This window comes from Oceanicaulis sp. (assembly GCF_965249665.1).
Lineage (GTDB): Bacteria > Pseudomonadota > Alphaproteobacteria > Caulobacterales > Maricaulaceae > Oceanicaulis.
Window position 1 is genome coordinate 696,423 of record NZ_OZ252247.1, and the last position, 23,426, is coordinate 719,848.

The following is a 23,426-nucleotide window of genomic DNA, read 5'->3' on the forward strand; positions in this document are numbered from 1 at the left end:
ATGGCGTTTGTCGCGGAAACTTTTGAAAGCCCAAGCGGCGCAAGCCTGCGCCTGCATGTACAAGAGGCCGATGGCCAACCGCTGGGTGTCATCCAGATCCATCATGGCCTGGCCGAACATTCCGCGCGGTACGCCCGCTTCGCCGCCTATCTGGCCAGTCGCGGCTTTCATGTGGCCGCCCATGACCATCGCGGGCACGGACAGACCACGGCCGAGGACGCGCCGCGGGGCGTGTTCGGTGCGCCCAAGGGCTGGAGCAAGGTGGTTGAGGACGCTCTGGCGGTGGAAGACCATCTCAAGGCGCGCTTCCCCGGCCTGCCCCATATCGTCTTCGGTCACTCCATGGGCGGCGTCGTGGCCATGAACCACGCCATGGAGCGCAAGGGCGAGATTTCAGGGCTTGCGGTCTGGAACTCCAATCTGGCGATTGGCGGGCGGGCGGGCCTGATGCGCGCTGTGCTCAACATCGAAAGCCTGTTCAAGAAACCCCAATCAGCATCCACCTGGCTGGAGGGTCTGACCTTCAAGGCCTGGGGCAAGCAGGTCAAAAACCGTCGCACTGAGTTTGACTGGCTATCGCGTATTCCTGAAGAAGTGGACGCTTACATCAATGATCCCGAGTGCGGGTGGCCGGCCTCGATCTCGCTGTGGCGCGACCTGATTGAAGGCACGGAACTGGGGGAAAGCGAGAACCGTTTGCGCGCCATGCGCACCGATCTCGCCATCCATCTGGCGGCGGGCGGCGAAGACCCCGCGACCGACAAGGGCCAGGCGGCGAAAGTGCTCGCCTCGCGTCTTTACAATGCGCGCTTTTCAGACGTGACCATGCGACGCGATCCGCAAGCGCGGCACGAGACGCTCAATGATATCGGATATGAGATGGCGCAATCAGACTTTGCCGACTGGGCGGAGCGCGTAGCCCGCCAACAAGGCTAGGAGGCTTTGGCTTCTATCTCCACCGCAAGGTCTTCGGACGGCGTCAATCCAAGCGCTTCACGATCCATCATGGCGCCTTCAAAGCGCGCTGCATGCGTGGACGCGCCGTCAAAAGTCGGCAGAAAGGCGCGACCGGTATTGCCGGTGAACGCGCGTAAATCGGCAGATTTGAAGATGGCGTGATTGAGATTGCAGTCCTTGAAGTTCACGCCCTTCAGATTGGCGCCCGTGAAATTGGCGCCGCGCAGGTCAGAGCCTGTAAAGACGGCGCCGATCAGCGAAGCGCCCGAAAAGTCGATGCCCACGCCGCAGACGCCGCGCAGATTGGCGCCGATCAACCCTTTTTGGCGAAAAGCCTGCCCCAGAACGCGCAAGTCTTCGCCTTCGAAATTCGCGCGCTGCCCCTGTTCGCCGCGTGAGCGAGTGTACAAATCGCTCTGCTCGCGCCGTTTTTGAAGCTCTTCAGCGCGAGCCATCGCTTCAGCCGCCGGATCGCGAACGACCCTTTCCATGTTCGCGCCTTCAAGACGCGTACCGTCCAGATCGGCGCCCGTCAGCACTGCGCCTTCAAAATTGGCGTCGCGCAAATCGGCCTGATTGAGTTTGGCGCCGTCCAGCATGGCGCCCGAAAAGTCGGCGCCTTTGAGCTTGGCTGCACTCAGTCGCGCACCTCTGAGCGTGCAATCGCGGAAATCCACAGCACCATCCCGGCCATCGCCTTCGGCATCGATGACCCAGTCATTTTGCTTAAACTCAGCGTCGCGCTCGTCCTTGTACAACACCGCCTTGCGAAAGTCCGCACCGTCCAGATTGGCGCGGTACAGATCCGCGCCGCGCAAGATCGCTCCGCGCAAGTCTGCTCGCGACAGGTCTGCGCCTCTCAGATCAGCGCGACGCAGGCTCGAACAATAAAAGGAGGCTGTTACCAAAGAGGTTAGAGCGAAATTGGATTTCGACAGATCACAGCCAATAAACTCAATGCCGTTGAGTTTGCGCTTCATCAAGTTGCTGCCAGCCAGATCCTGAAATCGGAAGAACGCGCGACAGCCGCCAGCACGGCCAGCAATGAACGCTTCATGAGCCGAAATGACCGACAGGTCCAGTGGCATTCAAGTCTCTCCCAAAATCTCCTGCCAGTCTCGCCAGTTGAGCTTAATGCTCCGTTCCACGCCTGATTGAGTGTCCGCGTAATGCCCACGAAGTGCTTGTCAGAGCGAAGAAATACGGGAAGGCTATTTGTCAGGACATTGATGGAGAGAAGCGTGATCGAACGGGTTCCCAAACAGAGCGCTGTCAGCATCCGACGCCTTCTGGCGCGGCACATGGCGCGCACAGCGGGCAAGACAGTGATGTCGCCTGACAACCCCAGGCAAATCGCCCGAAAGCGCATGGATGCGGGTGCGGACCGTTTACCAACGCCCGATGACGTCAAGATCGAGAGCACGACACTCGCCGGAGTGAACGCGCTGAGCTTCACACCCGATGATCATCGGCCCGGATTATTGCTGTTCCTGCATGGCGGCGGATACTGCCTGGGATCGCCCAAAAGCCACCGCCCCCTGGTGACCCGTCTCGCGAAAGCCCTGAAGATAAAAGCGGTCTCCGTCGATTATCGCTTGGCTCCTGAGCATGTCTTTCCCTGCGCCGTTGAAGATGGGTGCTCAGCGCTCAACTGGGCGATGTCCCATAGCGACGGCCCTGTCCTGATCGCAGGCGACAGCGCGGGCGGCGGCTTGGCGCTGGCCAGCATACTGCGACAGCGAGAGCATGGCCGGCCCTTGCCACAAGGCGTCTATCTGATTTCACCCTGGACGGATCTGACCGCCAGCGGCGAGAGTACGCGCACCCGCGCCAAATCTGATCCAATGCTCAAACCGGACTGGCTTGCGACTGGCGCTGCGCTCTATCTGGACACAACGCCTGCAGACACGCCGGAAGCCTCACCGCTCTTCGCGGATCTGAAGGGCTTTCCGCCTGTCTTCATACAGACCGGGGACGCGGAAATCCTGCGCGATGACTCCATACGCTTCGCAGAGAAACTCGAACAGGCGGGCGTGCCGGTGCAATGCGAGATCTGGGACGCGCTCTGGCATGACTTCCCACTGTTCGCCCCGCTCCTGCCGGAGGCGGATATGGCGCTGGAGCGCCTGACTCAGTGGGCGGAGCCGATCCTGGCTACGTCTTCGGACTAGGACTAGGACGCTTCGAGCGTGAACGCGTCTGAGTCCCGCCCCGCCAAAGCCAGCGCATAGCGGCTAGCGGGGCCCGCCCAGTTGTTGACAATAATCCCGTCCGGGCTCTTGTACCAGGACGGGCATTCGCCCGCCCAGACGGTCTGGTCCAGACGTTTTTGAAGACTCGCGTTGAACGCGGCTTGCGCCAGGGCTTTCACTTCAATGCTTCTCGCATCGGCATTCAAAAGCCGCATAATCTGTCGACGGACGAACTCTGTCTGGCGTTCAATCATGAAGATGATCGAATTGTGCCCCAGATTGGTGTTTGGCCCGTACAGGGTGAAGAGGTTCGGGAAACCCGACAGGGCGACGCCTTTATAGGCCCTGGGGCTATCGCCCCAAACCGCTTTCAGGCTCTGTCCACCTCGCCCTCTGACATCCAGATTGGGAAGGAACTCGGTCGCCTTGAACCCGGTCGCCAGGATCACCAGGTCCGCGTCGATGGCCTCGCCGCCCGCCGTCATCACACCCTTGGATGTGAAACGCTGCACCGCATCAGTCAGAAGGCGCACATGGGGCTGGTTCAGGGTTTCAAAAAAATCATTCGAAAGCAGGATGCGCTTACACCCCGGCGCATAATCAGGCAGCACCTGCGCCAGCATTGCCGCGTCCTCGACCTGAGCCTTGATACGGCGTGTCAGGCGATGGCGCGTATAGGCCGCCGCCAAACCGCCAGACCGGAAGGCCGGCCAGCGCAGCTCATGCAGTGCAAAGCTGCCCATGCGGTAGAGCCAATGATATCCGGGCAGATGGCGAAACAGCCCTTTCTCCAGGGTCGTAAAAGCCCGGTCCGGCTTGGGGATGACCCAGTTCGGCGTGCGCTGGAACACCGCAAGCTCGGACGCCGCCTTCGCCGCGTGCGGCAGCACCTGAATGGCGCTCGCAGCGCTGCCGATCATCACCACGCGTTTGCCTGTCATGTCGATGTCCGGCGTCCACTGGGCCGTATGAACGATCTGGCCCTGGAACTGATCGCGGCCTTCGAACGCAGGTGAAAACGGCTCTGACAATTGCCCCACGGCGCTGATGACAGCGCGCGCAATCAGCGTGTCGCCATTCTCAAACTCGACGCGCCAGACACCGTCTGTTTCTTCATAAGACAGTGCACGGACGCTTTTGCCGTAATGAATGTGCGGTTCTAACCCGAACGCTGCGCTGGCGCGTTCGAAATAGGCCTTGATCTCGGCCTGGGGCGCGAATTTCCGACTCCAGTCCGGATTGGGATAGAACGAATATGAGTACAGATGGCTGGGTACGTCGCACGCCGCGCCCGGATAGGCGTTGGCGCGCCATACCCCGCCCGGCCCGTCAGCGCGTTCAGCAATAAGGAAGTCCGTCACCCCTGCGTGCTTGAGCTGGCGGCCCATGGCGAGGCCGGACATGCCGGCCCCGATGATGAGAACGTCAGTGCGCTCTGGCGAGCCCGCTTCAGTCATGCGCTTCGGCATACATCTCGTCCACCAGCGCCTGATTGCGGGCGGTCACCACATTGCGCCGGACTTTCAAGGTCGGCGTCAGCTCCCCAGTCTCAACGCTCAGCGGCGCGTCGAGCACCCGGAATTTGCGGATATTTTCAACGCGAGCATAGCGCTCATTCATCTCATCGACCGCGGCTTGCAAGTGCGCCTGAAGCGCCTCGCTCTGACGCGCCTCCTCGACGCTCAACCCCTGTTTGGCGGCAAAATCCGCCAAGGCGTCTTCGCTCAGGGTCAGCAAGGCGCTGAGATAGGGGCGTGCATCCCCGACCACCACCGCATGCTCTACCAAAGGCGCATTCATCAGATCGGTCTCGAGATTGGCGGGCGTAATGTTCTTGCCGCCAGACGTGATGATGATGTCCTTGATCCGGCCCGTGATGAAGACAAAGCCGTCTTCGTCAATGCGCACCACATCGCCGGTTTTCATCCAGCCGTCCCGGGTGAAGGTGTTCTCGGTGGCCTCGTTATTGTTCATATAGCCCGCAAAGACGTTCGGCCCGCGCACTTGAAGCTCGCCTTCTTCGGAAACCCGCGCCTCCATGCCGTCAATCATCTTGCCGACCGATCCGATCCGGACTGAGCCGGGCATGCTGAACGCGGTGGGGGCGCTGGTTTCAGACTGGCCATACCCCTCACAAATCAACAGATCGAGCCCGGTGAAAAAGCGCAGGACTTCGGGGCTGATCGGGGCTGCGCCGGAAATCAGCAACCGGGAGTCTTCAAGGCCCAGAGCCGCCTGGACCTTCTTGATGACCAGTGCATTCGCGAGCGGTTTCTGCATCGAGACGAGCGGCGAGGGCGAGCGGCCATCCAGCACGGCTTCATGCCATTGGCGGTTCACGTCCATCGCCCATTTCGCGAGCGACGCCTTGACGCCAGACGCCTCTGACAGGCGCGCGCGGATGGTCTCCGACATCTTCTCCCAGACCCGCGGCACCCCGAAAAACACGTTCGGGCGGCAGGCCTTGAGATCATCGGCAAGCGTCTCCATGGACTGGGCGAAATGCATGGTCGCCCCGCTCATCACATGGTTATGGACGCTTGATTGCTGCTCGGCCACGTGAGCGATTGGCAGATAAGAGAGGGTTCGGTCGCCGGGCTGGGCTTTGAACATCTCGCTGAGCTTGGCGGCGCTCCAGGAAATATTGCCATGGCTGAGCATCACAGCCTTGGGCGGGCCTGTGGTGCCGGAGGTATAGATCAGTGAGCCGATGCGACTTTCATGGATCGCCGCCATGCGGGCGCTGACCGCGTCGTGATGATCTTCCACGCCCAGCGCCATGAATTGCGCCCAGCTCAGAACGTCCGCGTGATCCCCCGCCACGCCATCCATGACGATGATGTGCTCAAGGGCCGGACACTCCGCTTTCAGCGCCAGCGCCTGCTCCACATGCTCAGCGGTCTCCACCAACAGCACGGGCGCCTGGGAGTGTTGCAGGATATAGGCGATTTCGGGCGGGGCGCTGGTCCAGTACACCCCCGCCGGCCGACCGCCCGCCATCATCGAAGCGATCGCCATGATCGTCCATTCAGGGCGGTTATAGCCCAAAATCGCGACGGTCTCGTCCTCGCCCAGACCCAACGCGACCAGCGCACGAGCGGCAGTCTGAACCTGATCGGCGTAGTCCGACCACGACGTATAGGCCCAGCCCTCGCCCTGCCGCACGGCATAGGCGGGATCCGAGCCACGCGTTTCCGCTTTCTCCAGCAATCGGGCCGGGGTGGACGGATACCAATTGTCCGCCCCTATACGGGGCAGCTCACTCGCGCGCGCCTCCATGCGTCTCCTCCCTAAAGAACATGTCAGGCATGAGCGGTCTCCGCCGCATTCAGGCCCATAATTTCGCGCGCCTCAGAAGGCGACGCGACCTCACGCCCGGCGTTCCGGGCGCATTGCGCCAGAGCCTCGATCAAGGCTCCATTACCCGTGGCGCGTTCGCCATCAGGCAGATAAAAGGTATCCTCAAGTCCGGTTCGAAGCATACCGCCTAAATCGGCGGTCGCCTGGTGAACCGGCCAGATCTCCTGACGGCCGATCAAGGTGGTCTGCCAGGGATCGCCCTCACGCTTGTAATCGAGCAGCAATTTGAGAAGCCGCGCATCCACTGGCATGCCCGAGGCCACGCCCATCACGAAATTATAATGGGCCGACGGCGCCATGCCGTTTTCGATATACATGTTCACGCAGCGCACAATGCCGACATCAAAGCACTCAAATTCCGGGTGCGCGCCCACTTCCGCCATGGCGTCCAGCATGGCCTGGACCTTCTCGACCGGGTTGTCGAACATCATTGGCGGCCAGGCCCAGGATCCGTCACGCTTGAGCTTGAGATAGTTGAGCGAGCCCGCGTTACACGCCGCGATTTCCGGCTTCACCCGCTTGACGCACGCCATAGGGCCGGACACGTCCGGGCCGACAATGCCTGTGGTCGAATTGATGATCACACCCGGGCAAGCATCTCGGATCGCGTCCACCAAGCTGGCGGCCACTTCGGGGTCCCAGCTGGGGAAATGACCATGATCATCATCCTGCATGCGGTAATGGACATGCATCACGCTGGCGCCGGCGTCATAGGCTTCGCGCGCGCTGGCGGCCATCTGCTCAGGGGTGACCGGTACGGGATGAGTTTTCGGATTGGTCAGCACGCCGTTAAGCGCGCAGGTCAGAACGGCCTTATCCATCGGTCTACTCCTGAATATCTATATCAAGTTCAATTAAAACAGCGCCATTCGCCGCTTGTCCGCCCTGTTGGGCGTGAACGGCGGCGACTTCGCCATCCGCTTGCGCGGTCAGGCGCATCTCCATCTTCATGGCTTCCATCACCATCAGAACGTCCCCCGCCTTCACCCGGTCGCCGGGTTTGACGTTGACCGCCACCACCGCGCCGGAGACGGGCGCAGTGATCTTGGACGGGTCAGACGCTGCGTCCGCGCCCCAGGGCGACGCTTCTTCCAGCACGATGATCTGCGCCCCCAAGGCGATATGAAGCGCGCCGTCCGCCGCGCGCGCCACACGGGCGCGGGCGTCCACGCCATCCAGGCGGAAGGCGATCTCGCCGGGCGTCTCTTCGCTCAACAGCGCCACCGTGCTGACCTGACCCTCGCCCGCGAATCCGACGCTGACTGCGTTAGGGCCGGTCTGCTCGAGACGCACCGTCAGCGCCTTTGCGTTGACCTTAAAAGGCAAATCAAATCGACTGACAGAGCCTGAGCGGATCACGCCTTGAGGGGCGGCGCCGAGCAGCGCCGCGCCAAGCGCGACTGCCCTGCGGTCCAGATCAGGCTTTGCGAAGGGGCCTGCGCCGTCTGCCGCCCATTGATCAAGATCCGCGGTGCAGATCTCGCCCTGGCGAAAGGCCTCGCCGTCCAGCAAGGCCAGCAGGAAATCGCGATTGGTGGTGACGCCCAGAAGCGGGTCATCCATCAAGGCGGCCCGCAAGGCCGCGATGGCTTCCGTGCGGGTCGCGCCCGTGCCAATGACTTTTGAAACCATCGGATCGTAATCGGTTCCGATCCGCCCCCCGGTTTCAACGCCCGCATCCACACGCCCGCCCGCGCTGGAGACCTCTCCGTCATAAGACAGGACAAGGCCCGATTGCGGGGCAAAGCCATTATAGGGGTCTTCGGCGTAAAGCCGCGCCTCGATGGCCCAGCCGTCCAGCGAAACCTCGTCCTGGCTGAGCGGCAAGGAAGCACCGGAGGCCACTTCAAACTGCCATTGAACGAGATTGGTCCCGGTCACTTCCTCCGTAACCGGATGTTCGACCTGAAGCCGGGTGTTCATCTCCAGGAAGTAGTAATCCCCGCTCTCGTCGAGCAAGAACTCCACTGTGCCCGCGCCCGCATAGCCCACGGCTTTCGCCGCCGCGACGGCGTCAGCGCCCATTTTTGCACGCAGATCAGGATCGACCGCCGGAGACGGCGCTTCCTCGATCACCTTTTGACGGCGACGCTGGGCCGAGCAATCGCGTTCGCCGAGATGGATCGTGTTCCCAGCCTGATCTGCAAAGACCTGAATCTCCACATGGCGGCCGCGCTCGACGAATTTTTCGATCAGGACAGCGTCATCGCCAAAGGCGGATTTCGCTTCGCGGCGGGCTGACACCAGCGCCTCGGTAAATTCGGCTGAATTGCGCACAATACGCATGCCGCGACCGCCGCCGCCCGCCACCGCCTTGATCAGCAGCGGGTAGCCGGTCGTGTCGGCTTGAGCCTTCAAATTGGCGTCCGATTGATCCGCGCCCTGCCAGCCCGGCAAAGTCGGCACGCCCGCCTTGATCATCAATTGCTTGGCGCGCGCCTTGTCGCCCATGGCGTCAATGGCGTCCGGCGGCGGGCCAATCCAGACCAGCCCCGCCTCGATCACCGCGCGGGCGAAAGCGGCGTTCTCTGACAGGAACCCATAGCCGGGATGGATCGCCTGGGCGCCTGTTTTTCGGGCCGCCTCAAGCACGGCTTCACTATTGAGATAGCTTTCGCTGGCAAGCGCCGGACCAATGCAAACCGCCAGGTCCGCTTCGCGCACATGCAAGGCCTGCGCGTCCGCTTCAGAATAAACCGCGATGGCTGTGCGGCCGGAATCCCTAGCTTCATTCAGCACACGGACGGCGATCTCGCCCCGATTGGCGACCAGCACGCTGTTAAAGGGCGTTTCAGCCATCTCTTATCCCTCTTGAGCCCAGCGGGCGGGACGTTTTTCAAGAAAAGCGGTCATGCCTTCCGCGCCTTCGTCAGAGCGCGCCGCCCTTGCGAACGCCGCGGCTGCATCCTGAACCAGGCTCGCGGGCGCTTCGAGCCGCGCCCGACGCATCAGCGCCTTGGTCGCTGCGATGGCGTTTGGCGCGCCCTTGCGGATTTGAGCCAGTTCGGCGTCCAGCGCCGCGTCCAGATCCGACGTCGCGTGAACGGCGTGCACTAGCCCGACGCCTAGCGCCTTTGAGGCGTCCAGCTTGCCGCCAGTAACCGCCAAACGCCGCGCTTCTGAATAGCCAAGCCGCTCCACCAGAAAGGGTGCGACTTGGGCCGGCACGATCCCGAGCCCGGTTTCAGGCAGACGGAACAAAGCCGTTTCTGAGGCGAGCACCACATCCGCCACACAGGCGAGACCAAAGCCGCCGCCCATCACCGCGCCCTCCACGACCGCCACCACGGGCAAGCCGGTGCTGGCGTAGGCGACGCACAACTCCCCAAATCGCGCATTGACGTTCGCGATCGGATCAACGCCGTCAGACACAGGCTGGCCTTGCGCCGCGCCCATATCCTTGATGTCGCCGCCCGAGCAGAAATGCCCCTCCGCACCACGCAAGACGATGGCGCGATCGCCCGCCTGCTCAGCATCGGCGAGCGCGTTGATCAGCTCATCCACCATCTCCAGCGACATGGCGTTGCGCAATTCAGGCCGGTTCAGCGTCACATGCAGAACCCGAGCCCGGCGCTCGATCAGAAGCGTGCGCGGCGCGGACATGACTACTGATTACCTTCAGGCTTGCGGCGCTTCGGCAGCGTGCCTTCCAGCTTGGCGATGATGCCGAGCATGATTTCATCGGCGCCGCCGCCAATGGAGATCAGACGACCATCACGGAAGGACCGGCTGACCAGGTTGTCGGTCGTATAGCCCATGCCGCCCCAGAACTGCAGACAGCTGTCAGACACTTCACGCGCCAGACGGCCGCATTTGAGCTTGGCCATGGAGGCGAGCTTGGTGATGTCCTTGCCCTGGTTGAAGTCATCCACACAGCGATAAGTCAGGGAACGGAGCATCTCGACTTCGGTGCGCAACTCCGCCAGGCGGAAATGGATCGCCTGATTGTCCAGCAGCGGCTGGCCGAAGGCATGCCGGTCGCGCGTATACTCGATGGTCAGGTCAATCTGCTTGTCGAGGTTTTTCAGAGACGACGCCGCGCCATAGATGCGCTCTTCCTGGAATTGCAGCATCTGGTAGATGAAGCCCGCGCCTTCATCGCCAATGCGATAGCGCTTGGGCACCCGCACATCATCAAAGAACAATTGCGCGGTGTCAGAGCTGTGCATGCCGATCTTGTGGATCTTCTGCTTTTCAATGCCCGGCAGATCCATCGGCACCATGATCAGAGATTTGCTCTCATGGGGTTTGCCGTCAGACGTGTTCGCCAGCAGGCAGCACCAATCCGCCTTCAGGCCGTTGGTGATCCACATCTTGGTGCCGTTGATGATGTAGTCATCCCCGTCAGACTTCGCCGTCGTCTTGACCGCCGCCACATCCGAACCGCCGCCCGGCTCGGACACGCCCAGACAGCCCACCATGTCGCCTGAAATCGCTGGCGCCAGGAATTGCTTGCGCAGATCGTCAGAACCAAACCGCGCCAGCGCCGGAGTGCACATATCGGTCTGCACGCCGATGGCCATGGGCACGCCGCCGCAATCAATCATCCCCAGCTCTTCCGCCAGGACGAGCGAATAGGTCATATCAAGGCCGGCGCCGCCAAACTCTTCGGGATACCGCAAGCCCAGAAGCCCCAGATCGCCCATCTTCTTGAAGACTTCATGCGAGGGAAACTGGTCAGCCGCCTCCCATTCATCCACATACGGATTAATTTCGTTCGTGACGAACTTGGCGACAGTGTCGCGAAGCTGTTCGTGTTGCTCGTTGAACTGCATGGCGTGTCCTCCCGGTGGTGGGCCGCGTCTTGTTAGAACCGCGCGACTCCGAACGTGTTGGGGTTCAGCTGACGGCGATCCGCCTCAGCACAAATATTCAGGCATTCAATCAGCACCGCGCGGGTGTCGCGCGGATCAATGATCCCGTCATCCCAGAGCCGGGCGGTGGCGAAGAGCGCCTGGCTCTGCTCATCCAGGCTCTGGGTGATCATGGCGCTCATCTGGGCGAGCGCCTCTTCATCGGTCTCCACCCCCGCGCGCGCATTCTTGCCGCGGGTGACGATCTCCATCACCTTCGCCGCCTGTGCGCCGCCCATCACGGCGGTGCGGGCTGTGGGCCAGGCGAAGATGAAACGCGGATCAAAGCCGCGCCCGCACATGCCGTAATTGCCCGCGCCGAAGCTGCCGCCCAGGACGATCGTGATCTTGGGCACGCGGGCATTGGCCACGGCCTGGATCATTTTCGAGCCATGTTTGACCGCACCGGCGCGTTCCGCCGCCGAGCCGACCATGTAGCCGGTGGTGTTTTGCAGAAACAGGATCGGCGTTTGCGACTGGTCGCACAGCTGGATGAATTGACCCGCCTTGGTGGAACCTTCCGGCTGGATCGGGCCGTTATTGCCGATGATCCCGACCGCCTGACCGCCAATGCGAGCATGCCCGCACACGGTTTCAGACCCGTAGCGCGCCTTGAATTCCAGAAAGTCCGAACCGTCGACGACGCGCGCGATCACATCGCGCACATCATAGGGCGTGCGGTCATCGGCCGGCACAATGCCCATCAGCTCTTCAGCGTCATAGAGCGGTGCATCGCCGCCGCCGGGCGACGTGGCTTTGCTCCAGTTGAGCTTGTCCATGATGTCGCGCGCATAGGCGAGCGCCTGGGCGTCATCCTCAGCGACGTATTCGCCAAGCCCGGTCACCTCGCCGTGCAAATCAGCTCCACCCAGGGATTCATCATCTGCATCCTCGCCGATGGCGGCTTTGACCAGCGGCGGGCCGGCGAGGAAGATTTTCGACTTCTCGCGCACCAGAACCACATAATCGCTCATCCCCGGCAGATAGGCGCCGCCCGCAGTGGAGCTGCCATGCACCACTGCGATCTGGGGAATGCCCGCCGCGCTCAGGCGCGCCTGGTTGGCGAAGCTGCGCCCGCCATCCACAAAGATTTCCGCCTGATAAAGAAGGTTTGCGCCGCCCGATTCCACCAGATGGATCATGGGCAGCTTGTTTTGCAACGCGATCTCTTGCGCCCGCAAGGATTTGCGCAAGCCCATGGGCGCGACCGTGCCGCCCTTGATGGCGCTGTCAGACGCGGCGATGACGCAGCGCTTGCCGGACACAACGCCGATGCCAACCACCGCGCCGCCACCCGAAGCGCCGCGCCCGCCGTCATCATCATGCATTTTCAGGCCAGCGAGCGGCGCGATTTCGAGAAAGGACGCATCGCGATCCACCAACCGCGCCACGCGCTCACGAGGAAGCAGCTGGCCGCGCTCGTCAAAACGGGCCTTCTTGGCGGCGGAGTTGGCGCGCACCTGCTCTTCAGCGCTGCGCGCTTCATCAAGCTTTTCAGCCATATTGGCGCGCGCCGCTTCAAAATCGTCAGAGCCCGGACTGATCCGGCTGTGCAGCACCGCCATTACTCAGCCCCCTCACCGCGCAACACCGCCGGATCCACCGCCCGGTGAAAGCCATTAAAGACCTCGGATTTCTCATGGGCTGTCAGCGGGTAATGACGCTCGCCCAAGGGCGCCCCGCCATCCACCTGCAGCTGGACGCCGGTGATGAAGGCTGCGCCTGGCGACAACAGATAGGTCACCGCCGCCGACACTTCAGCCTCGGACCCCATGCGTTGCGCGGGCAAATTCTGTTTTAAAAGCGGGATCATCGCCCGGAACGCGCCGCCATAGGTGTCCATGCCGGAGCTCGCGATCCAGCCCGGCGCAACGGCGTTCACCCGCACGCCCTTGGGCGCCCATTCAAACGCCAGGGTTTTGGTCAGGTTCTCCATCCCGGCCCGCGCAGCGCCGGAATGCGCCATGCCCGGCATGCCGTGATGCATGTCAGCGGTGATGTTGACGATGGCGCCGCCCTGTTCAGCCATTGAAGCCTTGAAGACTTCGCGGCTCATCAGAAAGCCGCCGGTCAGATTGGTCGCGATCACCGCGTCCCACCCCTTTTTGGAGATGTCTTCGGCGTTCGCGGGAAATTGCCCGCCCGCATTGTTTACAAGGCCATGGATGCGGCCATGCCGCGCCGCCATGTCGGAGATGGCCGCCGCAACCGCCTCTTCATCGCGAATATCAAACGATGCGGTCTCGCACGAGCCGCCGTCAGCGGTGATCTCTTGCGCGACGGCGTCGAGCTTTTCAGGCTTGCGCCCCACCAGAATGGCGTGTGCGCCGAGCGCCGTCAGCTCATGGGCGATGCAGCGCCCAATCCCCGATCCGCCCCCGGTGACGATGATGATCTGCCCTTCGAACAGATCAGGCCTGAAGACGCTGTCATAGCGGGCGTGTGCGGCGTTATCGCTCATTGTGCGCCCGTCTCCTCCCTGACTGGTCCGGTCTGTATTCGCCGGTGTTGAGACGAGCTTCGCAGGGCTTAACGTATACGTCAAGCACATCTTGTTTGCGGAAGGACTTCATCGTAAGAAGGGAGCGGACAAGGACAGGCACCATGACTCACGCCCCCGACACGCAGACCCACGACACCCTGTTTGGCATCGCCGAGCTGGCTGATGCGTTTGGCATCACCACGCGGACGATCCGGTTCTATGAGGACAAGGGATTGCTCAAACCCCAGCGCGTGGGCGGGCAACGGGTCTACACCCAGGCGGACAAGAAGCGCCTCGCGCTGATCCTGCGCGCCAAGACCATCGGCACCAAGCTGAGCGACATCAAGACCTTCCTGGAGCTCTACGGCCAGGAAGGCGAAGGACGGGTGCGGCAGCTGGAATTCGTGATCGAAATGACCGCGAAAGAAATCGAACGGCTCGAAGAAAAGAAGGTCGAGATCGAAACAACGCTTAACGAGCTGCGCGTCATCCATGAAGGCTCGAAAACGCGCCTGGCCCAGAGAAAAAGCAAAACACGCTAAGCGCTATCGATCCGCTGCGTCTCACGCCGGGTCAACCATCGTACAAGAGGTGCGGGCGAGAACCGCATCAGCCACATCGCCCGGCGCATCGCAGCGCCGGTGATCACCTCGGACGCGCCCCGGTCATAGCCCTTGAGAATATCAGACGCGACTTCTCCGGCCGTGGTGGCGCTGAAGCTTGAAAACGTTCGCACATCCAAGGCGGCTGCGCGCTCTTTAAAGGGGGTGTCAGACACAGCGGAGGGGCAGACCGTCATGACGCGCACCGCACTGCCGCTTTGCTCCAATTCCTGGGAAAGCGCGTTTGAGTAATGCCGGACAAAGGCCTTGGTCGCCGCATAAACGGCGAGGCCCGGCGTCGGCACAAAGGCGGAATTTGATGCGATGTTGATGATTGTTCCGCCGCCCGCTTGCTCCATCAGGGGCAGGAAAGCGCGCGTCATCGCGTGCACAGCGCGGGCGTTGACATCGATCGTGGCCTGCTCGACCTCCACCGCCAGCGAGACGGACGGCCCGTAGACGCCAAAGCCGGCATTATTGACCAGAAGGTCGAGCCCGCCTTCCCCCTGCGCCCATTGGACCAAGCGCGCCACAGATTGCGGATCGGCGAGGTCCATGGCGCGCCCTTCAATCTCGGCGTGCGTGTGGCGCTCCAGTAGTGACTGGCGCGCGCGACTGATCTCATCCGCATCCAGCGACACCCAGAGCAAACGAAACCCGCGCTGAAGAAGGCGTTCAGACAGGGCGAGACCAATCCCGCTGGATCCGCCAGAGATCAGGGCTGTCCGGCTCATGGCAGGCGCTCGGGTACGGCGTAGGCGTCCACGCCGTCACGTTCCAGCCCCGCCACCCAGATCTGGCCCTGCCACGGGGTCACCGTCGTGACGCCGAACGGCGCCTCATCCGGACCGTATAGCGCATGAACCGGCTCACCTGCGGCGGTCACCGCCATGCCCATAACGGGACGCGGCGGGAAGGGCGGCAGGCCGGCGATCTGAATCCAGCGCCAGGCGAGGCGCTTCACAAATGGGTTGGGATGCAGGTTTTCGATCTGGGGGGAGCGTTGCGACGGCAAGGCGATCCAGATCAGCCCGGTTTCTGCGTCATATTCAAGATTGTCAGGATAGCCTGGCAATCCATCGATCAGCACGGCGTAATCGCCTGTGTCCGGATCCAGACTGATCACCCGGCCCGCCCAGGTTTCATTGACGAAGACGCGGCCCGTGCTGGGATCATGATCGACGCCGTTGATGAAGCCGAAGCCTTCCGCCAGCACGTCGTATTGGTCCGGACCCGTCACCTTGTAGATGACGCCCGTCTGCTCGCCTTCCAGCAAGGAGGTCATGTATTCGCCATAGCCATAGCGGCGCGAGGCGTCGGTCAGGATAATGCTGCCATCTTCCAGAACCGTCAGATCATCGGTGAAGACCAGCGGCCCGCCTTCGCTTTCATCAGCCAGCCAGACGTCAAACGCGCCGTCGCTTTCCAGCCGCATCAGGCCTTTGAGCGCATCCGCCACGAACAAGGCGCCGTCCGGCGCAAACGAAAGGCCCAGCGGACGTCCATTGGTGTTGGCGTATTCCGACCAGCCGCCATCCACGTCCCGCACCATGATGCGGCCGTCCGCAAGGCTGGCGTAAAGTCGCCCATCGGGGCCGGGCTCAAGGTCTTCCGCCCCATGCAAGTTCGGCACTTCGCGGCGCTCTGGCTCCGCGGCCGTGTCGTACAGCGCCATCAGCGCGGGATCAGGCGCGGTCGGATCAAATGGATAGGCTTTCAGCGAACCCGGCCCGTAGGCGGCGATCGCCACAATCACGACAAGAGCAGCGAGGCCACCCAAAATCCAGCGCAGCATTGCGCCCTCCCCTTAAGTGTTTTTCTTTTACTCTGAGGGAGAAGCGCAAAACGGGCAAGCGCGATCAGGTCACCGCTTTTTTGGCGAGGAATTTCGGATCATTCCAGGCGCCGCTATGGATCACATCCGCCAGCGCCTGCGCCGCATCAAAGACTTCCGTGTAGGAATTATACAGCGGATTGAACCCGAACCGCATCAGGTCCGGCGCGCGAAAATCGCCGATAATCCCGCGATCAATCAGGGCCTGAACGATGGCGTAGCCTTGCTCATGACGCAGCACCACATGGCCGCCCCGCCGTTCGCCCGGCCCCGGACAGGCGTGCTCAAGTCCCAGCGCATCAGCGTGCTGCAGCATGAGGTCGCCCAGCGCAATCGCCTTGGCCTCCACTTGCGCCATGTCCACGCCGTCATAGGCGCTGACTGCGCCGTCTAACGCGGACAGAGCGAGAATGGAGGGCGAGCTGGTGCGCCAGCGCACGATGGTGTCGTCAGGTTCATAAGCGTCTTCAAACCCGAAAGGGCGTTTATGGCCCAGCCAGCCCGAAACCGGATGCTCCAGCGTCTGGATCTGATCTTCGGCGCAATACAGAAAGGCCGGAGCGCCCGGCCCGCCAGAGAGGAATTTATAGCCGCACCCCACCGCGTATTTCGCGCCCCACTGCGCGAGCTTGAGATCAACCAGTCCCGTGGCGTGGCTCAAGTCCCAGATGATATTGAGCCCGCGCGCCGCCGCTTCGCGTTCATAGCCTTCAAAATCGGCGATCTGCGCGGATTTATAATGCACCGCCGATTTGATCAGGACTTTCACGCCGCCAGGCAGGTCCTTCGGACGCGTATTGGCCGCGACCCGGTGCATTGGCGCGCTGGTGATGCGGGAGATTCCCTCCATCACATGATTGTCGGTGGGAAACTCGCCCGCTTCCGCCGCGATGCCGCCGCCATCTCGCTCCAGGAGCGCCGTGGCGAGCTTGAACAGGTTGATGGTGACGGTGTCGACCGCGATCACTTCAGAGGCTTTGACGCCCATGAGACGAGCGAGTTTGGCGCCCAGCGTCAGCGGCAGATCCATCCAGCCCGCATCGTTCCATGACCGGATCAGACCCACCGCCCACTCGGTTTCAGAGGCTTTACGCAAACGCGCGAGCGCCGCCTTGGGCGGCACGCCCAGCGAATTGCCGTCCAGATAGATCACGCCCTCGGGTAACGCGAACAGGTCGCGTCTGTCTTTCAGCGGGTCTTTCTTATCCAGCGCCTCGCAGGCCTCGCGCGTCAGCATTGAGTGTCCCTCTTACAGCGGACCACGCTGGGTGATGCCGCCATCCACAACAAATTCCTGGCCCGTCATATAGCTTGATGCGTCACTGGCGAGGAAGTGGATGGCAGCAGCCATGTCTTCAGGCTGGCCGACGCGCTTGATGGAGAAATTGCGGTTCATCATGTCTTCAAGGTTCGGATCAGACGTCAGCGCCGAGGCGAGCTTGGTCTCCGTCAGGCCCGGGCACAGCGCGTTCACCCGCACGCCCAGATGACCGCATTCCTGCGCCAGCACCTGGGTGAGCGAGATAACCGCCGCCTTGGAGATGGAATACGCGCCCTGAAAATAGCCCGGGCGGATGCCGTTGATCGACGCCACATTGATGATCGAGCCTTTGCCCTGATCCTTCATGAAGGTGTTGATCGCCAGGTTCGACAGGAAGAACGGGCCTTTGACATTCACCTCAAACGTCTTGTCCCAGGCGTCTTCGGGCGTGTCCTTGGCTTCGCCAAAATAAGGGCTGGTGGCGCCGTTATTGACCAGAACGTCCAGACGGCCTTCGGTCTCCTTGATGTTGGCGATCGCCGCTTCACGGTGCTCGCCTTCGCCCAGATGCAAGACCATGGCGCGGGCCTTGCCGCCCTCGGCCTTGATCTCTTCAGCCACGCGCTCGCAATCGGCGATCTTGCGGCTCGAACAGATCACCATGGCGCCATTGCGCGCCATGCGCTTGGCGGCGGCTTCGCCAATACCACGGCTCGCGCCAGCGACCAGAACCACACGGCCGTCAAGCGACAGGTCTTTCTCTGACATGATTGTCCTCCCGTTCACGTCACTTAATGCGTTAAGCGGCACGTTAACGGGGGATTGGGGTGATGGCGAGGGGGCGCCTGCAACGAAAAAGGGAGGCGCCTCCGCCTCCCTTTCCGACTTTATTCGGTGTCTTCAAGCCCTAGCCGCTCGGCCAGGTCCAGCTCCGGCGCCGGCGGTTCGCCGCCTTCGCCTTGAAGGTAATGCTGCATCCACCGCAGGACCCGCAGACCGTAGTCATACTGGGCGGCGGCGCGGCGATTGCCGTGGCCCTCACCCGGATAGGTGACGAGCCGCACCGGCGCGTCCGAGGTCTGCTTGAGGATACGATAGAGGATGAAGGACTGGCTGGTGTCCACCCGCGTATCCGCCTCGCCATGCAGGATCAGCGTCGGCGTGGTGGAGCCCGGCGCATGATAGGTCGGGCTATGTTCGAGATAGCTCATCCAGTCTTCCCAGGGCGGCTGCATGAAGTGCACATCCACCATCTCGATCGGAATTTCGGTCGTGCCGTAAAAGCTGATCAGATCGGTCAGCGCCACAAACGGGGCCGACGCCGCGAAATGCTCGCTCGCCACTGTCGCGCCCCAAGCCGATGCGAACCCGCCATAGGAACCGCCGGTGATGCCCACACGATCCGCATCCACGATGCCCGCGTCTGACAGGGCGCCGATGGCGTCCACCAGATCCCAGAACTCTTCGCCCGGCGCGTCCAGATGGTCGAGCTTGGCGAAGCGTTCACCCCGGCCCGTCGAGCCGCGATAGTTGGGATAGAAGACCGCAAAGCCCTGACCCGCGCCGATATGGCCCAGATTGGAATAGCCGTTCACCCAGCCATTGCTGTCATGGGCTTCCGGGCCGCCATGCACGGTCATGATCATCGGCCAGCCACCTGTCGGCGCATCGCCCTGCGGCGTTACCAGAACGCCCTCAATCCGCTCACCGTCACGGGCTTCAAACTCGAACACGCGCTGATCGCCCCAGGCGATGTCGTCAAGCTGGGGGTTGTGATCTGTCCATTGGCGCAGAGAGCGGCGGTCGCCCACGAACAGCTCACGCGGATGGGTCGGGGCATGCACTGTCGCCGCCAGAACCCGGTCATCACGGTCATAATCCATGGACGAAATGACGCCCGCCTCGGTCGGCGTGCGGCGCTCTTCACGGCCATTGATATTGTATTCGACAAGCGCCGTGCCCGTGCCCACGCTGGCCAGAGCCAAGACGGAATTGCGATCGATCCAGGCGAGCTGGTTCACATGCTGCTCGGCGTCGCGGGCGATGGCCATGTATTCGCCGGTTTGCGCATCCGCGATGTGCAGCGTGCCGGCGGTGGGGTCGGCGCGGTCGGCGCCCGCGATGAAGGCGAGGCGGGAGGCGTCTGGCGAGAACGCCGCCATGCCGATCTTGCCTGGCGTCTCGATCGTCGAGATCACCGCGCCGTCCGCAGCATTCACCACATGCCACTGACGCTCCATAAGCGAGTCGTCGACCAGGGTGGTCGGCGCCAGCGTCACGGCGAGGCGCGAACCGTCTTCGCTCAAGGTCAGCGAGGAGGCATGACCCGGCAGGTCAAACCGCACCGGCTCAGCGTCAGGCTCGGTCAGATCAGCGCGCCAGACATAAGAAAAGACGCCATTCTCTTCATAGACATTGGCCACGAACCCGCGATCGCGCAGCGTTTGCTGCATCGGGTCGGCCTTTTCACGCGCAATGAAATAAAGGGTCTCACCGTCCGGTGCGATCACATAGGACTGGATCGATTCATCATGGCTGTAGATACGGCGCGCTTCTCCGCCATCCGCTGCGATTTCATACAGCGCCGATCCGCTGTCACCGTCACGACGGGCGAGGAACGTCAGAGCGTCGCCATCAGGCGTCCATTCCACCCCGCCAGCGCCGCCCTCGGTGATGAAGGGGCGCGCCGCATCCGGGCCGGATGCAATAAACAGCGCCGATTGCGGCGTGCCGTCATCCTCACCCGCCACCACGTTGCGGGGCGTGGACACGGTGAAGGCGACATGGTCGCCATCGGGCGAGATGTCGATTCCTGACACCTGACGGATTTCGAACAGATCTTCCAGCGTTAAAGGGTCTTGCGCCTGCGTCTGCGCGCCGAGCGCACACGCTGCAGCAAAACCCAGAACGCCGGTGAACAGTGGACGGTTCATGACGATAACTCCTTGGTCAGTACGGGGCGCACCCTAACGAAGGCGAGGTCTGCGCGTCGAGGCCCGACGCCCATCACAGAGATGTCAGCGTCGGTCGCAATGCTGCAGGGGTCCCCCCCGCATATTGCAAATCCTAATGAAATCTTAATCGCGCTTGGGGGCTTTGGAAAATGCGGCGTATTTGTTCTTCTTCTCGCGCACTTCTTCGGCGCCCTCGATGACGATAACGGCTTCGCCTTTGGGCGGATCGACAAGCCGGGCTTCAAGCTCGGACAAAGTTCCGCGCCAGACGCGCTCGAAACGCTTGGTTAGCTCAAGGCTCAGAGCAGCGCGGCGATCGCCCAGCACGGCGCGGGCGTCCGCCAGACAGTCCGCCAGTCGCTGCGGGCTCTCCATGACAATGAGGCTGGCGGGCAGCTCGCCATAAAGGTCAAATAGCGCCTGACGCTTGCCGGATTTGCGAGGCGGGAAGCCCAGAAACGTGAAACGATCGGTCGGCAGGCCCGAGATCGACAGCGCCATGATCACCGAAGACACGCCCGGCGCAGCACTGACTGTCAGCCCTGCATCGACCACCGCCTGAACCACGCGAAAGCCGGGATCTGAGATCGCCGGCGTCCCTGCATCACTGACCAGAGCCACCGTCGCGCCGTCCTCGATCAGCTTGACAATGCCGGCCGCGCTCGCCTGCTCGTTATGATCATGACAGGCGATCAGGCGCTTGTCGGTGACGCCGCCATGCTCAAGCAAACGGCGCGTTGTGCGCGTATCTTCGCAGGCGATCGCGTCCGCTTCACGCAGCACGTCCCAGGCCCGCGGCGTCATATCGCCCAGATTGCCGATCGGCGTGGTTACAAGCACCAGGCGCGGGCCGGTTTCAACCGGCGCGTCGAGATCGGCGGAATGGGCGGAATCACTCATGTCTGCACTCTAGTCGAGACGCGCGCCGAATGCAGCGCCAGCGGCTGCGCCCCTACCATGTTCCCGACCGCCAGGCGCGAACCAGATCGGTCCAGCGCGCGGCGCCGGACAAGGTGCGCATCACGCCGTCGGCGGGCGCGTCATAAAGCAAGGCCCGCAAGCGCGCCGCCGCTTGGCGCGGGTCGCGCCGGATCATCATTTCTATGCGCGCCGTTGACAGCCGTGCGGACAGAGGCGGCGGCGGCGGCGCGCACAGGCTGAGCCCATAACTCAACCGCCGCGCCTGTGCATGCGCCCAATCATGCAAGCGCAGCGCCGCCATGCCTGGCGCGAAGCGCAAGCCATAAGCATCCGCTGGCGCCAGAACCACGCGCCCGCGCTGACGGTTCGAGGCGCGATAGCTCAACGGCCAGACGCCCTGTGCGTGACGCACGGCTTCGGGACGCCCGCCCCATTGCAGCATAGTCTCTGGGTTTGGCTGCGGCGGCAGGTCAGGCGGCGGCGCCAACACAAAGCGCGCCTGCTCATGCACGATGCGATCAGGGCTGAGGCTTAACTGCTCAAGGCCGGGAGTCTCAGAGCCCATGAGCTTCAGACAGAGCCGGTCTTCGTGCCCGGCTTCACGGGGAGCGGTCATGAGGCGAGACAGCTGCACCACCCGCCCCGCCGGCATGCCCACATCCTCAAGCGGCCGTGTGTCGACCAGCCAGCTGGCGCGCACCTGGCCCTCGCTGGTCTCCAACGCCACGTGAGTCTGCTTGGCCTGGACCTGATCGACGCTCGCCCCCTCCTCCAGCCGCATGCGCGGTTCGGCGGCGATAGCGTCCAGCGCCGCATCCTGGACCGCTTGCGCGCTAACCCGCGCCAGGATCATGCGGTTCAGAGGTCGATGCAGCACGGCGCCCGTCGGGCTCTCCACTTCAAAACCGGTCAACCGGCTGCTCTCGTATCGGCGCAGACCATGCCCGGGCGCGGCGGGAAACAACCAGTGTCGCGGGTTCGGCGCAACTCGCCGGGGCTCGATGATCAATGTGCGCAAGCGTCGGCCGCTCCGGGCCACCGCACCCGCCAACGCCAGCCCGGACAGCCCGGCTCCCAGTATCACAAGGTCGAAGCGTTCAGACATGAGGTCCTTGAAAGACAGGCCGGCGCCCGTTCCAGGCAGGCACAAAAGGCTATTTCACAACATGTGCTTGGCGCGATCACATTAACAGGCTTTAATGTAAGAACGCATCTCGACGGACGATATCCCTATCAGACCGGAACTGAAGACAGGCGAACGAATGAACCTGCCACCGACAAAACGTGCGCGCCAGAAAGCGGCGACCCGACTCGCGGTCTTGCGTGCGGCGCGGGAAGAGTTTCACCGGCAAGGCTATGAGCGCGCGAAAATCGTCGACATTGCTTGTGCGGCCAATGTCTCTCCGGGAACGGTGCTCAATGCGGCGCCCACCAAGATCGCTCTCTTGTGCGAAGTGATGGTGGATGATTTCGAACGTTTGCGCGTTGAAAGTGCTGAACTGGTGCGGCGCTTTGACAGCGATCTGGTCACTTGCGTCACAGCCGTGCTGGACTATCACCTTGACCGTCATGTCAATGATCTTGAGCTTTTCCGCGCCGCCATCGGTCATAACTGGCTGACCAATGAGGCCGATTTCAAAGCCCTGCACATTGGCCTGGAGTCCGCCTGGTCACCCGTTCGGGACGTGTTGACCCGCGCTGCCGATGACCCGTCGGTCGACCTGCATGAATGCCCGGATCTGCTGACGGAAAGCCTGCTTGATCTGTACCTGGGCGTTCTCAGGCGTTGTGTGATCTATAAATTGAGCCCGCAAGAGGCCCGCAGTCAGATGCATCGTCGGCTGAGCGTGGTCTTCCACTCAGACACCCTGTCCGGATCCGTAGCCAAAAAATACGGCCGACACGAGGGGGCGTCGGCCGTACAAGGACGCGCTGGTTAATCTCTGACGCCAGCGCAGGGGAGCCCTTCCGGGCGGCGAGCAGCCCGGCGCATCCAGAGACGCGCCAGGC

General features: G+C 62.5%; 20 protein-coding genes. 4 read left to right on the plus strand and 16 right to left on the minus strand.

Features of this window, described 5'->3' with window-relative positions:
* Positions 1-936 carry an alpha/beta fold hydrolase gene (locus tag ACP154_RS03370; protein WP_421856806.1) on the plus strand — a complete coding sequence of 312 codons (936 nt, stop codon included), beginning with the start codon at positions 1-3 and terminating at the stop codon, positions 934-936.
* Here the strand turns inward: ACP154_RS03370 and ACP154_RS03375 are convergent.
* Complete coding sequence (locus ACP154_RS03375; RefSeq protein WP_421856804.1) at positions 933-2,045, minus strand: pentapeptide repeat-containing protein; 1,113 nt, start codon at positions 2,043-2,045, stop codon at positions 933-935. The genes ACP154_RS03370 and ACP154_RS03375 overlap by 4 nt on opposite strands.
* A 153-nt stretch (positions 2,046-2,198) precedes the next feature.
* On the opposite strand from ACP154_RS03375, the gene ACP154_RS03380 reads away from it, so the two are divergent.
* Positions 2,199-3,128 carry an alpha/beta hydrolase gene (locus tag ACP154_RS03380; RefSeq protein WP_421856801.1) on the plus strand — a complete coding sequence of 310 codons (930 nt, stop codon included), beginning with the start codon at positions 2,199-2,201 and terminating at the stop codon, positions 3,126-3,128.
* Between the two features lie 2 nt (positions 3,129-3,130).
* On the opposite strand, the gene ACP154_RS03385 is transcribed toward ACP154_RS03380, so the two are convergent.
* From ACP154_RS03385 to ACP154_RS03420, 8 genes are read right to left on the minus strand one after another with little or no spacing between them, the layout of a single operon-like run.
* Positions 3,131-4,618: a flavin-containing monooxygenase gene (locus tag ACP154_RS03385; RefSeq protein ID WP_421856798.1), complete on the minus strand. Its 1,488-nt coding sequence runs from the start codon at positions 4,616-4,618 to the stop codon at positions 3,131-3,133.
* Entirely contained in the window at positions 4,599-6,428 is a 1,830-nt protein-coding gene (locus tag ACP154_RS03390; protein ID WP_421856795.1) for an AMP-dependent synthetase/ligase, read from the minus strand. Before ACP154_RS03390 ends, ACP154_RS03385 begins: the two co-directional genes overlap by 20 nt.
* Positions 6,429-6,451: 23 nt before the next feature.
* Positions 6,452-7,330, minus strand: coding sequence for a 3-keto-5-aminohexanoate cleavage protein (locus ACP154_RS03395; protein ID WP_107711670.1), 879 nt, complete (start codon positions 7,328-7,330; stop codon positions 6,452-6,454).
* A gap of 4 nt (positions 7,331-7,334) precedes the next feature.
* A complete protein-coding gene (locus ACP154_RS03400; RefSeq protein WP_421856792.1) occupies positions 7,335-9,308 on the minus strand; it encodes an acetyl/propionyl/methylcrotonyl-CoA carboxylase subunit alpha in 1,974 nt (657 codons plus the stop codon).
* Positions 9,309-9,311: 3 nt separating this feature from the next.
* Positions 9,312-10,112, minus strand: a complete 801-nt coding sequence (locus ACP154_RS03405) for an enoyl-CoA hydratase/isomerase family protein (RefSeq protein WP_421856789.1) — start codon at positions 10,110-10,112, stop codon at positions 9,312-9,314.
* A 2-nt stretch (positions 10,113-10,114) separates the two neighbouring features.
* The gene (locus ACP154_RS03410; RefSeq protein WP_421856786.1) at positions 10,115-11,284 is read right to left on the minus strand and encodes an acyl-CoA dehydrogenase family protein; all 1,170 of its coding nucleotides are present in this window, start codon (positions 11,282-11,284) and stop codon (positions 10,115-10,117) included.
* A 32-nt stretch (positions 11,285-11,316) separates the two neighbouring features.
* Positions 11,317-12,927 carry an acyl-CoA carboxylase subunit beta gene (locus ACP154_RS03415; protein WP_421856784.1) on the minus strand — a complete coding sequence of 537 codons (1,611 nt, stop codon included), beginning with the start codon at positions 12,925-12,927 and terminating at the stop codon, positions 11,317-11,319.
* Entirely contained in the window at positions 12,927-13,823 is an 897-nt protein-coding gene (locus tag ACP154_RS03420) for an SDR family oxidoreductase (RefSeq protein ID WP_421856781.1), read from the minus strand. The genes ACP154_RS03415 and ACP154_RS03420 overlap by 1 nt, the downstream gene beginning before the upstream one ends.
* A gap of 143 nt (positions 13,824-13,966) precedes the next feature.
* Here ACP154_RS03420 and ACP154_RS03425 point away from each other — a divergent pair, with 143 nt between their 5' ends.
* Positions 13,967-14,386, plus strand: a complete 420-nt coding sequence (locus tag ACP154_RS03425) for a MerR family transcriptional regulator (RefSeq protein WP_421856778.1) — start codon at positions 13,967-13,969, stop codon at positions 14,384-14,386.
* Here ACP154_RS03425 and ACP154_RS03430 read toward each other — a convergent pair.
* The 7 genes from ACP154_RS03430 to ACP154_RS03460 all read right to left on the minus strand — a co-directional run bounded on the left by ACP154_RS03430 (position 14,383) and on the right by ACP154_RS03460 (position 22,521).
* Positions 14,383-15,180, minus strand: a complete 798-nt coding sequence (locus ACP154_RS03430) for an SDR family NAD(P)-dependent oxidoreductase (protein WP_421856775.1) — start codon at positions 15,178-15,180, stop codon at positions 14,383-14,385. The two genes, ACP154_RS03425 and ACP154_RS03430, sit on opposite strands and share 4 nt — an antisense overlap.
* Entirely contained in the window at positions 15,177-16,241 is a 1,065-nt protein-coding gene (locus ACP154_RS03435; protein WP_421856772.1) for an SMP-30/gluconolactonase/LRE family protein, read from the minus strand. The genes ACP154_RS03430 and ACP154_RS03435 overlap by 4 nt, the downstream gene beginning before the upstream one ends.
* A 64-nt stretch (positions 16,242-16,305) precedes the next feature.
* Entirely contained in the window at positions 16,306-17,517 is a 1,212-nt protein-coding gene (locus tag ACP154_RS03440) for a hypothetical protein (protein WP_421856769.1), read from the minus strand.
* A gap of 12 nt (positions 17,518-17,529) precedes the next feature.
* Positions 17,530-18,309 (minus strand): glucose 1-dehydrogenase, encoded by a 780-nt coding sequence (locus ACP154_RS03445; RefSeq protein WP_107711681.1) that lies wholly within the window; start codon positions 18,307-18,309, stop codon positions 17,530-17,532.
* A 119-nt stretch (positions 18,310-18,428) separates the two neighbouring features.
* On the minus strand, positions 18,429-20,474 hold the full coding sequence (locus ACP154_RS03450; RefSeq protein WP_421856766.1) for a S9 family peptidase: 2,046 nt from the start codon (positions 20,472-20,474) through the stop codon (positions 18,429-18,431).
* A gap of 144 nt (positions 20,475-20,618) precedes the next feature.
* Positions 20,619-21,395 (minus strand): 16S rRNA (cytidine(1402)-2'-O)-methyltransferase, encoded by a 777-nt coding sequence (gene rsmI, locus ACP154_RS03455; RefSeq protein WP_421856764.1) that lies wholly within the window; start codon positions 21,393-21,395, stop codon positions 20,619-20,621.
* A 52-nt stretch (positions 21,396-21,447) separates the two neighbouring features.
* Positions 21,448-22,521: a lycopene cyclase family protein gene (locus tag ACP154_RS03460; RefSeq protein ID WP_421856761.1), complete on the minus strand. Its 1,074-nt coding sequence runs from the start codon at positions 22,519-22,521 to the stop codon at positions 21,448-21,450.
* A gap of 157 nt (positions 22,522-22,678) precedes the next feature.
* On the opposite strand from ACP154_RS03460, the gene ACP154_RS03465 reads away from it, so the two are divergent.
* Complete coding sequence (locus ACP154_RS03465) at positions 22,679-23,356, plus strand: TetR/AcrR family transcriptional regulator (RefSeq protein WP_421856758.1); 678 nt, start codon at positions 22,679-22,681, stop codon at positions 23,354-23,356.
* The last annotated feature ends 70 nt before the right edge of the window (positions 23,357-23,426 follow it).